Source organism: Hyphobacterium sp. (assembly GCF_965228115.1).
Lineage (GTDB): Bacteria > Pseudomonadota > Alphaproteobacteria > Caulobacterales > Maricaulaceae > Hyphobacterium.
On the sequence record NZ_OZ245794.1, the window covers coordinates 1,252,796 to 1,264,195 of the forward strand.

Below are 11,400 nucleotides of genomic sequence, written 5' to 3' on the forward strand. Positions count from 1 at the left end.
CTACCTCAAAGCCGGTTGGCGGCTGGCCCCGAAAGCCACCGCGAAGTCATCGTCAAATTCACCATCCTGGATCCAGCTCTTGACGGCTTGCTTGAGCCAGAGCTCAAGCGTGGCCGTTCCGTCCGACGAACGGCGTTCGCGGGCTTCAACTTCCTGGCCGGTCTCATTCTTGATCGAGACATTGAGGCCCAGCTCGGTTGGCGGGGCCGCAGCGGGCACCAGCTGGCTGGATGGCGCGGACGCGGCCGCACTTGTGGCCGCCGCACTGGATGCAGTCGGGATAAAGCCAGAGCTCCAACCGAAGGAAGATTGAGACGCGCTGGCCGCGGCCGTGGTCGAGGATGCGCCTGGAATGATCGCCCCGATCGTGCCGGAGATGATCTGGCGGATAAACGCGCCAAAGCCTTGCGAGCTATCCGCGGCAAGCGTCTGCTGGCGGATGATGTCGGCCAGGACCTGCAGCGCCACGCGGCCGAGATCTTCCCAGGTCTCGATCTGCTTGTTGAGCACCCGGTCCAGGAGCTCGGTCTCGAAGCGCAGCTCCGATGTGCGATCGGCGGCCTCGCGCTGCATCTCGGCATAGCGCTCGAGATATTCCGCCGCCAGATCCGCATCGAGCCCGGCCGTGCGCACAGCTTCGGCCACGCGCTCTTCCTCGGCCGCCAGGCGCTGGTCAAGCGTCATCATCTCCCGGCGCACATCTGCGGCCGTCTGGAAGGCCGGATCTGCGGCCTGATAGACCTCGGTGGCGGCCGCCACGGCGCGCGTGTGCACTTCCTGGGTGATCTTGTTGCGCGCCAGCAGCGCATCGAGCTCGGCCAGATTGGCTTGATAACGCTCGAGCGGTGTCTGGACCGACTCGGTGATCTGGGCCGCGCGGCGGGTTTCCGCATTGGAAGATTGCAAGCGCTGCTCATAGGCCGCCAACAGGGCCTCGGCCTCTTCGCGTTCCAACGCTCCGCGCTCGACCATCTCACCAAGCTCGCGCTCGCGGATGGCCAGCAGGCCGGTGAAGTCCCCCAGCTCGGCGCGGGCGCGGGCCGCCTGCAGCTCGGCTTGCTCTTGCTCGCGCACCGCAGCCGCATCGTGATGGCGCGCGCGCATCGAGGCCTCGAGCCGGGCCAGCTCTTCATCGCTCTGGATGATCCCGGCTTCTCGCGCCTCGCGCAGCATAGCCAGGGACGCGGCCAGCTGCTCGGCCGATGTGGCCGCGCCTGCGCGGACTTCGGTGACGTGCTGCTGCAGCTCGATCATGCGCTGCAGATCTTCGCCGTCCTCACCCTCACCTTCGCCCTCATCTTCCTCGCGCAGGGCCGCAATGCGGCGGCGGGCACCGGCCAGATCATCCAGCAGGCTGGCAGCAAAGACGCGGGACTCTTCGGTCAACCGGCCGAGCCAATCGGTCTCGAGGCCGGAGAACATAGCCGACAAGCGCTCGCCTTGTTCACCCCCACCAACGGCCGAGCTCACCGCATGCTGCAGCGAGCGGCGGGTCTGCAGATAAGGATCTCCCGAATAGAGCCGATCGGCGACACCTTGAAGGCCTGCAGCCGCTTCGAGATCATCGGTGGTGAAGAAGTCGGTGGCCGCATCGGAGACATCGCGGATCCAACGCGCCACATCGGCCAGGAGCTCGGCGGTCTCAACCAGGACCGGCGCGAGCTCGATGAAGGCCTGCTTGAGATTAAGATCGATGACGCGGGCGGCCACCGTCATGCGCGTCTCCATCTCCTCCGACCGGCGCAATATGTCTTCATCGACCACCAGGCCCATTTCGCGGGCGTCATCGATGAAGCTCTCAATGCCATCCTCGAGATCGGCCAGCATGCGGGCAACTTCAAAACCGCTTTCGCCGAAGGCGGCCGTGGCGAGAAGGTTGCGCTCGGTCTGGGTTTCGGCTTCCTGCAGCGCCTGGGCATAACGGCTCAAGCGCTCATCGGAACTATCCAGCAGGGAGATCTCGCGCAGGAGCTCGGGATGAGTGGCGCGGAGCATCTCGACCATCTCGCCGCGGCCGGTGGCCGCCCTGGACGAATTGCGGGCAAAGGTCGAGAGCGCGGTGTTGAGGCGCTCGAGCGGGACGCTCTCCTGGCGCGCCAATTCCTGCAGCCCCTGGAAGAAGTCCGTCGAGAAGCCCAGATCATCCGACCGCTTGGCGATCGCATCAAACTCGCGCACCGCCCCGCGGGCAATGCGCAGCGCCGCCGCCAGAGCCACCGTCAACGCGCCGACCGCCGCGGCTCCGGCCAGGAACTGGACCGACATGCCCTGCACGGCCGAACCCAGGATCGGGATCCGGCTCGCCGTCGATTGAAGCTCGCCCTTGAGCCCCTTCGCGGCATTATCGATCAGCTTGAGACCGCGCGAGCCTTTGCGGCCTGCGCGCTCAATCTGGTCGGCCGCCCGGTTGGCCTCCCGGCCCATACCGCGCAGCGCATCAATCAGCTCCTCCTTGCCCTTCGCAGACAGGCGCAGGCGGAGCTCATTATTGCGAGCCATCACTTATCCTTGGAGTGCTTCTCGATCTGCGCCTTCACAGCGCCGGACTCGATTTGTCGGATGAGATAGAGAAGGAAGGGCCGGTCCAGATCCTCTTCATGGATCCGCGCCAGGGCTTCATTCATTTCAATGCCGGTCAGCTGGCCATTCATTCCGGCGCGCTTCCACACACCACCGTCCAGGCAGACCCGCCAGGCTACTTCTCCTTCCCGCGTTTGCGGGCTGTTTTCGATGAGCGGGCAGAACTTCGGCCGCGCGAAGCGGCCTTCCCTTGAGATGGGCTGCCCTTGCGCGCACGGCTCTTTGAGCTCGATGCAGTTGGCACAGAATCCCCCGCCAGCGCCGAAGTGCCAGTGCGCGCGCTGGCGGAGTCTTTTCCCTCCGATCTCTGATAGACCGGCGTGGCCAGCGCCTTCTCGATGAAGCGCTGCGCCAGGGAGACCCGCACCGTGCCGGGGATCCGCTCAAGAAAGAGCAGACCGGCCGCACGGCGGGTGATGGGATTGTCCTCGGCCGGTGACCCGTCCTCGAGATCAAAGCCGCCCCATTCCACGCCCGCGATCATGACCAGCTCCACCGCGAAGAGCACGCTACCCGTGCCGACCGTCACGTTGAGATCTGCCAGATCAAAGAGCGTGGAAGCCTCGGCCGCTTCCATTCCATATTCGGCCAGCAGATCCTGCTGCTTGACCATCTCGCGAGCAGCCGCTTCCGCCAGGCGGATGGCCGTCTCTTCTTCATCCACCCCAATGGGGCGGCAACGCACCCAGACACCCAGCCCGAGCTCGAGCTTTTCAGGTTGCCGGATGCGCTTGCCAGTTTGTAACCGCGACATGGTTAGGCCGTGACTGCGGTGATATCGAGCTGGTTTTTCAACGTCACAACCAGGGCGGCCTCGGCCGCAGTCTGGTGCGATGTGAACTCGCCCGCATATTCGATCGCCGCGCCATTGGAGACCTCATCGACAATCTTGGGGCCAAAGCAGCGCTTGTAATCGAGGGTGAGGCTCTGGGTGGCCGACTTCTGCCATTCCGCCTCGACGCGGAAGGGCGTGGTCTCATCCTGCCACTTATCCGCGATCGTGTCGGCTCCCGCGCCGGACTGAAGCCGGAAGCGCGGAGATCCACCGGACTCGCGATCGCCCGGATCCATCTGGCCGATGAGCGGCGAGTTATCCGCCAGGGCCACAGGCTGGAAGCCATTGCCGAAGGTGAAGTTGCCGCCGACATGCTTGCCCGCCTGGACACCATCAATGCGCATGATGCCGACCGAGCCCGCCGCTTTGGCGCGGGCGGGCACGGCGGTCTGGCCAACCGTTGAGAGCGCGGCGAGCATGGAAATGTCACGCGCCAGGACATTGACCTGGAAGGTGCGGTAGCCATCGGCCTTGTCAGTGCCGAAGGTGAAGCCATTCACCGCCAGACCGGTGACATGCTTGATCCGGTCAGCTCTCACCTGCAGATCCAGCGTGCCGAAGGGCAGGTCAGCTGCGCCCGACTTGAAGACGTGGGTGAAATTGCCACCCCCCTCATCAGTGGTGACAGGCGCACCAAAGCCCAGATAGAGCCACCAGAGCATCTGGTTGAAGTCCATCGGCACGGTGAGCTGGCCTGCCACGGTCGGCAGACCTGGCCCCGGATCTGTCATGTCGCCCGTATTATGACGGGCACCGCCCAGCTCGCGATCGGTGGCGAGCTGGTTAGTCCGGCGCAGGTTTTCGTCATAGAAGTGGAGCTCATCGCCATTGACGGCGTTGGGCGTGGTGAAGTCGGCCTGGATGCCGAGATACATCCTTGAGGCGGCTCCGCGAGGCGTGCTGGTCATGTCGCTATCCTTTCTAGGGGTCTATGCGGGGTCAGGCCGTCTCGCCAGCGATGGCGAGATCTTCCTGGGTGGCCTTGCGGGCCTTCTTGTCGGCGATCGCAGCTTCGGCTGCGGCCGGATCCAGCCGGACAATCTGCCCGACATTCTTGCCGCCCAGACCGGCTTCCTGGACCACGAGCGCGAGGGGCGCTTCATCCTTTGCCGGTGCAGCGGGTGCGGGCTTTGCCGCAGCCTTCGAGGGAGCGGCCGCCTTCGCGCCGCCCTTGGTGGTTTTGGTGGCCATAAGCGGCTCTCCTATCCGATTGCAGTTGGTGCGGTGAGCAGCAGGCGCACGGGCACATAGCAGGCCTTGATGCGCGGGGTGCCGCTCAATGTGATATCCCGGCGAACCGGCCCCAGGATCTCGATGTCGTCTACAAGGCCGCCGAGTGTCCGGTCCGCAGTCAGGGCGGCGGCAATCTCTTCCAGTCCGGTGTCGAAAACAGTTTCGCGCTCAAGATCATCCTTGCGCTCAACCAGCCATTCCAGGCGCACATTCTGCCAGAATTCGGTCTGGCGCTCTGCTACACCCCCGGCTTCCTCGCCGATAATGTCGGGATCATCATCCACCTGGTTGAGCCAGACACCGGCATTGATAACGCCGCCGCCATTCTTGAAGGCTTTGATGAGCGCGGCATTGCGCTCGGGCGGCGGAAGGGCTGTGTCGGCCTCGCCCGCTTTCGCAGTCAGGACCGCCAGCAGGCCGCGATAGGCGGCTTCTACCTTAGTCACCGTTCACGCTCCTTAGCTCTGCGGCCACATGCTTGGCGATGAGCTCTGGGAAGCTCCGCTCGATCTGGTTGGTGCCAGGGCGCAGATCGATCGATTGGCGCACATGAACCTGCGGCAAAAGCCAGAAGAGCGGCACATCGGCCGTGCCTTGGCGAAAGCCACCCGACTTCAAGCGCTGGCGGCCGCCACGGCCGACCCGGCCGGACTTGGCGGCGATCGATGCGGAACGGGCCACAGCCATCGCAGGGCGTGACTGGTTGCCAGGAATGATCTCGACATTTTCCTTGCCAACCCGGCCCAGGATGGACTCGACCAGGCTCTGGCCATTCTTCGGCGCAGGCCGATCGGCCGGGCTGTCAGGGATCGGCACCCAGAGATTCAACGCATCCTTCGATCGGATGATCTCCCCCTTGCTCTGGGTGGCGAAGATCTTTTCCGCCGACTCGCCCTTGGGATGGATCACCACGGCCGGATTGTCGGCCAGCTTGCCGCGGCCCTTTGGATAAACAGTAAAGCCCCAGGCCATGCCAACCGGGCCGAGCTCCTTGGACGCATCACGGCGCACCTTGACGCCGAGCTCGCCAAGCTCCTCGAGGCCAAAGCGCTGGCCGCGCTGCACCGCCTCGATGTTGTCATCTTCCCACTGCTGCAGATTGCCTTGAAGGGCCATGGCCAATTCCATCTAGGCCGCCCCATCCGGTTGCGAGACGTAGCAGGTCCAGATCCTGCGATGGTTATCCAGCAGCATGGGCTCTTCATCGATCTCGAAGATCACGTCATGCAATTCATGCGTGGCATCATTGATCTTGAAGCCACCGGTCTCGGCCGGGTTGGCCGCACCGGCATCGCGCAGCTCGCGCACGCGGACCTCGATGATGGTCCTTGTGGTCAGCAAGCCCGCTTGTGAGAACTCATCCTGCCCGCGCGCCTCATCGCGCGTGGAAAGGATGATGCGGCACGGCACGCCATCGACATCTGGATCCTGGCCTGGGCCATAGAAGACCGCGGCCACCGAGCCGATGCCGCGCGTGAAAAGCGCGGCATGCAGCCGATCGATGAGATCTAATGCCATGTCAGGCGCGCCGTGCCGGCGTCATGAAGGGCCGGCTAACCGGCTTCCTTGCGCAACGCTTCAAGCGCTGCATCAAAGAGCGGCTCCTGGTCGGCCTTGTTAAAGTCAACGACCTTGCCCTTGAAGTCCTTCCAGGCGCGGAACACGACCGCACCGAAAGGCACAGTCGGAGCGCCTTCGCCATCGGACAGGGCGACCGGCGCATCCAGGTCACCGTCAACTTCAAGCGACTTCGGCAAGCCGTGCGCTTCATTGCGGGACGGCTCGGCATCACTGCCATCCGCCTTGACCTCGACAATATCGCCATTGGCAATGTGCGAGCGCACCTCGGCTTCATCGGCCGTGAACGGGTCATCAGCCGCGGTGAACTCTTCTTGATTGCCCGGCTTCCCGCGCGTGAAAGTGCCGCGCACAACGCGGCATTGGATCTTAGCCATTGGATTGTCCTCTCAAACTGGCTCAGCAAAAAGGGCCGCCCGAGAGCAGCCCCTTTTGCATCTGGTGTATTTCCGGGTGCGGTTAGATGGTGGCCCGGAAAGAGTGGTTAACGCGGGTCGGCACCACGAGCGGAGCCGATTGCGTCATGGCAACGCGCGCGGACGGGTCTTTCTCATTCCAGACCTTGGGCGCGTATTCGAGGGGCAGAAGGCCCAGCTCGGCATCCAGGATCGCACCATGCGCCTGGATACCTTCCAGATTCGGCGATGAGATAATCACCGTCCGGTCTGGCAAGAGCTGGGTCTCAACACCGGCTTCGGTTTCATAGTAGTCCTGATAGACCCAGAAACGCATGTCGCCGATCTCGCCTGCAAAGCGCGCTTCGGAGATCGGGACGATCGGCCCCGTCTCGGCCTTGCTTTCGCTGCCGCGGCGCGTGTCGAGAACGTCCTTCACATCGGCATTCTTGCGGAACACCGACCAGGCCACCGGATCCATGATGACATCCAGCGCCGGGATCCCCGACTTGCGTTGGGTAAGGCCCGACCAATTCTCGAGCTGGGTGAGCGGCTCGACACCGGCATCACCCCATTGCGAGCCGCCACCCAGGGTGACGGTCAGCGCCGCATCGCGGCCGAAGTCAACCGTGACTGCGGGGTAGTCCTCGCCCTCGACGGTCACCTGGCCATTGAGCAGAGCATTGGCCGCCATCCATTCCTTGCGGCGGAGGATGGAAGAGCGCTGCTCATCGAGCGTATCCATGGTCAAGGCCTCGAGCCGCTCGGCGGCCGACATCTCGCCCATGTATTGCTCACCCGCACGGCGGCGCTGCGCGCGAGCCGGGTTGATCGTATCCTTCGGCTTCACATAGGCGGGCGCGAAGGATTTGGTCTGATAACCACCCGTGCGCACCGGACGGCCCGGCACTTTGGGTGACACGAAAGGCGCGAGCTTTCGCCCACGCGAGATAACGTCGAAGTCGATCCGCTCGGAATCAAACTCGACAATTTCCGGGAAGAACGTGTCCAGCAGGAAGGTGCCGGGACGTTGGATAGTCTCGACAGCCCCATAAAGCTGGCGCGTGTCTGCATTGGAAAGAGGCATGATGATCTCCTGATATCTGCCAGAGGGTTAAGCCAGTGACGGCTAAGACTGCAGCGCCAGGGCGGTGCGAACGAAGAGCGGCGTGCCCTCAAAGTCGGCATTCACCGTGTCGGCATCATGGTTGCCAGCATAGGTGAGCTTGCCGCCATCGAAGAGACCCGAGACAAAGATCGGGACGTTATCGACATCAGCCGCGGTGGCATCGACATCGACCGCGAGGATGGCGGCGGCGGTTTGGGAACCGTCAACCGCAGCCTCATCGGATGCGATGAATTTGCCGGTAGCGGTCACCTTGCCCAGCACGGTGCCCGCCACGAGAGCGCCAGCACCGCTGGCGATCGTCTTGGATTCGGCCAGGACGGGATAACCGGCCAGCGCGAACTCATTGTTGACCTCAGAGAAGGTCTCATTACCCGCAATCATGGGAATTTCCTTTCGTTTTGCGGTGGTCAGATTGGCCGGTTAGGCCGCATCTTTGCGAAGGCGGCCCTTGCCATAGGCTTTGGTGAAAGCCCCCATGGCCTGGTCGATGTCGCCATCACCCGTGCCGGAACCCTGCCCCGTGCCGGAGCTGGCCTTCACGCGCGGATCCGGGACACCGCTCATGCGGCTGCCCGTTTCCTTGCCCGCCTTACCCAGCAGGCGCTTGGCCGTCTTGACGGTCATGCCCGGCTCGGTAGCGAGCTCACCGGCCAGCTTCGGCCGGGATTTGGCCTCGGGAAGCGCCAGGATCGCGCGAGCGGTTTTCGCATCGACCGTGCCATCCTCTTCTTCCTCTTCGGCCTCGGTTTCTTCTTCCTCGGTCGCGGCCGCAGGAGTTTCCTCCTCCTCTTCCTCAACCTCGGTTTCCTCATCGGTCTGGTCTTCGCCAACGATGAGCTCGATGGCGGCGAGTTTGCGCTTGGCTTCCTCGTCACCCTTGGCCGCCGCAGCCTGTAGTGCGGCGATAGCGTTTGCGTCCATTGCGGATGCTCCCTTGCTGGTGGATGCCGCGGTCGCCGCCGCAGCTTCGGTATCCGGCGCAGCGGCCGGAGGTGTAGCCGTGCCGGGGACGGTGCCCCGCACGGATTCGGCCAAGGCAGCCAGGGCGGCTGTCTCGTGCTGAATTTCATCGATCAAGCCGAGGCGCAGCGCAGAGCGGCCGCCATCGGATTCATCATCGGAAGAGAAGCAGCGCGCCTTGAGCGCAATTATCTGCTCCTCGCTAAGGTCGGGCCGGGTGGCGGCCACATGGCGGATGAAGAGCTTGGCAGCGCGCGTGACGCGCGCCTGCAGATCTTCGCGGGCTTGCTCTGGCAGGTCCTCCCACCAGGCCCCGGCCGTCTTGCCTTCCGGGTATTCGATCGGCGTCACCTTGAGGCCGTGCGCATCCAGCCAGCCCTTCTCGCTGAAATGGACCACAACCGCGCCGATGGATCCGACCTCGCCCTCGACCATCGAGACGATGTGATCGCAAGCCGAGGCGATCGCATAGGCCGCCGAGAAGGCAGATGGCGCGGCAAAAGCCCAGATCGGCTTGCCGCCATGACGGGCCGAGCCCGCCTCGATCTCCTCGACCAGGGCGAAGAGGCCATCGATCAAGCCACCCGGCGAATCGATGCGCAGGAAGATCCCCGCCACGCGCTGGTCGGCACGCGCCGCGCGGATGGCCGCACCGATGCGGTCATAAGACCAGAGCCGGGAGCCCCAGCCCCAACCCGTGCGATCCCAGAGCGCGCCCTGGATCTCGATGATGGCGACATTGCCCTCGAGGAAGTAGCCATCCTCCTCCTGGAACTCGGCATCGGGCGCGCAAGGCGGCCCGGCATAGGCCAGGACCTCAGCCTCATCGGTTTCGGTTGACGAACGGCGTTCGCCGCCTTCTTCCGGGCCAGCCAGGCCGGGGAGCTGGTTGACGATCGGCAAACGGGAAACGCCCCGCGCCAGAGATCCCAGAAGGCCAGGGCGGTCTTCCGGGAACTCTTCGCGGAGGGAAGAGAGGAGCGCAGGGGCCGCAGTCGGCGCAATGAGCACCGGCCGCCCGGCGATCTGCGCCAAGCGTTGAGCAAGTGGCATGAGGGGTGTCCTTCCTATCGGGTGCCGCCGAGGCGGGCTTCTTCATCAACCGGCGCTTCCAGAGCGGCGGCCTTTTCCGGGTTGCGCGCAGGCAGGCCGAGCTCTTCGGCATAGGCCTCCTCACGCGCACGCTGCTCGAAATTGTCCCGCCAGTCCGCACCACGCTTGGCGGTCTGCTGCTCATGGGTGGAGAGGTTGGCATCGATCTCCGCTTCATCGGCCTGGACGCCTTTGAGCGGATCCACATGCTCACGGCCGGGACCGGTCCAGGAGCAAGCGAGATAGGCGGTTGGATCCTCCTCGAAGGAGGGCGCACCAAGGGGCTCGGTGATATAACCGCGATCGAAGGCCTCATCCATCACCGCAAAATAGAGCGGGTCGGCAACATCGTTTTCGAACTCCGCGCCATCGACCACGACATGCCGCCAGACAGAATTGTAGGCGGTGCGGGCGGAGGAGTAGGTGACGCCTTCCCAGTTTTGTGCGAGCTCGGGATAGGCATCGCCAAGGGCAGCGGCGGTCTGCTGGAAGGCCAGCTTGACAAACTCGGGCGCGGGGCCGGTGTCGCGCGAGGCGTTTTCCATGACGATCTCATCGCCCGGCATCATCACCGGCACGCGCACATCGCCGATCTTCACCGGATTGCTTTCGTAAAAATCGACGCGCAGATCCTGCCAGCTCGAACCGCCATCGGCGAGCTCGGCCGGTGACGCCAGGCGCTCGGCCAGGGCGGCCGGATCAAAGCCGGACTTGATGAAGGTGCCGATGATTGAGCCGAGGATGGCCTGCTGGACTTCGGCCTCCCAATATCGATCGGTCATGCGAAAGAGTTTGAGGACCGGCGCGAACGGTGTGACACCGCGGGCCTGGCCAGGGCGATCGGCCGACATGCCATGCAGCACGATCGGGCGGCCATAATCCATGGCCCGCGGGATGGTCTCCCATTCCGGTGCACCGCGCAAAAGGCCATAATCATTGGGATGGCCGTTGAGGATGTCATAGGCGATCGGCTCATCATAGTCGGTGTCAAAGTGCACGCCCTGGCGGCGGGCGGGCGTGTCCTGGGCCTTGTCGCGATTGCAGAGCCGGTCGGTGTCAACGATCTGCAGACAGGTCTCAAAATAGCCATTGTCCCGCCGCTTGCGCAGCACGGCCAGATTCTCGCCATCGACCTTGCGCTGCTTCCACAGCAAGCGGAAAAGCCCGCCCGCCTTCATCTTGCGCGTGGCATCACAACGGCGGTGGATGTCATTGGCCCAGGTGCGCCACCACATCTCCATCTCAAGACCGAGGCGCACCGATTCCTCGAAGCTGATCCCCAGCTTGCGCCAGTCCGGCTTGGCGCGCAGTGACCAGCCCGAGCCGATGCCGCGCGCAACGGAATTGTCAACGCCCGCACGGGCAATGGGTGAGTTGCGGTAGAGATCCCGCACCCGCGCGGTGAGCCGGTCCCGCGCCCAACGGGCCTCGGCATCGGCCGAGCGCAGGGTCGGATTCCAGCTTTTCAGCGAGGCCCCATCGGTGTCGGCTCCGGCAAACGCGCTGGCGTTGGCCATCAAGGCGGCCTGGCGCTGGATGAGCTGGCCGGTGCCGACCGGGATCTCCTTGCCATTTTTGTCGAGCAGCTTGGCCATGGC

At 64.2% G+C, this 11,400-nt stretch carries 13 protein-coding genes; all 13 read right to left on the bottom strand.

What is annotated here, in order from left to right:
- The 13 genes from ACO079_RS06730 to ACO079_RS06790 all read right to left on the bottom strand — a co-directional run bounded on the left by ACO079_RS06730 (position 1) and on the right by ACO079_RS06790 (position 11,397).
- Positions 1–2,499 carry a hypothetical protein gene (locus tag ACO079_RS06730; RefSeq protein ID WP_421792749.1) on the bottom strand — a complete coding sequence of 833 codons (2,499 nt, stop codon included), beginning with the start codon at positions 2,497–2,499 and terminating at the stop codon, positions 1–3.
- Positions 2,499–2,669 (bottom strand): hypothetical protein, encoded by a 171-nt coding sequence (locus tag ACO079_RS06735; RefSeq protein ID WP_421792751.1) that lies wholly within the window; start codon positions 2,667–2,669, stop codon positions 2,499–2,501. Before ACO079_RS06735 ends, ACO079_RS06730 begins: the two co-directional genes overlap by 1 nt.
- A 26-nt stretch (positions 2,670–2,695) precedes the next feature.
- Positions 2,696–3,334: a hypothetical protein gene (locus ACO079_RS06740; RefSeq protein ID WP_421792752.1), complete on the bottom strand. Its 639-nt coding sequence runs from the start codon at positions 3,332–3,334 to the stop codon at positions 2,696–2,698.
- A 2-nt stretch (positions 3,335–3,336) separates the two neighbouring features.
- On the bottom strand, positions 3,337–4,323 hold the full coding sequence (locus ACO079_RS06745; RefSeq protein WP_421792754.1) for a phage tail tube protein: 987 nt from the start codon (positions 4,321–4,323) through the stop codon (positions 3,337–3,339).
- A gap of 31 nt (positions 4,324–4,354) precedes the next feature.
- Positions 4,355–4,606, bottom strand: a complete 252-nt coding sequence (locus ACO079_RS06750) for a hypothetical protein (RefSeq protein ID WP_421792755.1) — start codon at positions 4,604–4,606, stop codon at positions 4,355–4,357.
- 11 nt (positions 4,607–4,617) lie between these two features.
- Positions 4,618–5,094, bottom strand: a complete 477-nt coding sequence (locus tag ACO079_RS06755) for a hypothetical protein (RefSeq protein WP_421792756.1) — start codon at positions 5,092–5,094, stop codon at positions 4,618–4,620.
- A complete protein-coding gene (locus ACO079_RS06760; protein WP_421792758.1) occupies positions 5,087–5,776 on the bottom strand; it encodes a DUF6441 family protein in 690 nt (229 codons plus the stop codon). Before ACO079_RS06760 ends, ACO079_RS06755 begins: the two co-directional genes overlap by 8 nt.
- Positions 5,777–6,166: a head-tail joining protein gene (locus tag ACO079_RS06765; RefSeq protein WP_421792759.1), complete on the bottom strand. Its 390-nt coding sequence runs from the start codon at positions 6,164–6,166 to the stop codon at positions 5,777–5,779.
- A gap of 35 nt (positions 6,167–6,201) precedes the next feature.
- Positions 6,202–6,603, bottom strand: coding sequence for a hypothetical protein (locus ACO079_RS06770; protein ID WP_421792760.1), 402 nt, complete (start codon positions 6,601–6,603; stop codon positions 6,202–6,204).
- A gap of 82 nt (positions 6,604–6,685) precedes the next feature.
- Positions 6,686–7,708 carry a major capsid protein gene (locus ACO079_RS06775; RefSeq protein WP_421792761.1) on the bottom strand — a complete coding sequence of 341 codons (1,023 nt, stop codon included), beginning with the start codon at positions 7,706–7,708 and terminating at the stop codon, positions 6,686–6,688.
- Positions 7,709–7,750: 42 nt separating this feature from the next.
- Positions 7,751–8,131, bottom strand: a complete 381-nt coding sequence (locus ACO079_RS06780; protein ID WP_421792763.1) for a head decoration protein — start codon at positions 8,129–8,131, stop codon at positions 7,751–7,753.
- 39 nt (positions 8,132–8,170) lie between these two features.
- The gene (locus ACO079_RS06785) at positions 8,171–9,763 is read right to left on the bottom strand and encodes a S49 family peptidase (RefSeq protein WP_421792765.1); all 1,593 of its coding nucleotides are present in this window, start codon (positions 9,761–9,763) and stop codon (positions 8,171–8,173) included.
- A gap of 14 nt (positions 9,764–9,777) precedes the next feature.
- Positions 9,778–11,397: a phage portal protein gene (locus ACO079_RS06790; RefSeq protein ID WP_421792767.1), complete on the bottom strand. Its 1,620-nt coding sequence runs from the start codon at positions 11,395–11,397 to the stop codon at positions 9,778–9,780.
- Positions 11,398–11,400 lie beyond the last annotated feature (3 nt).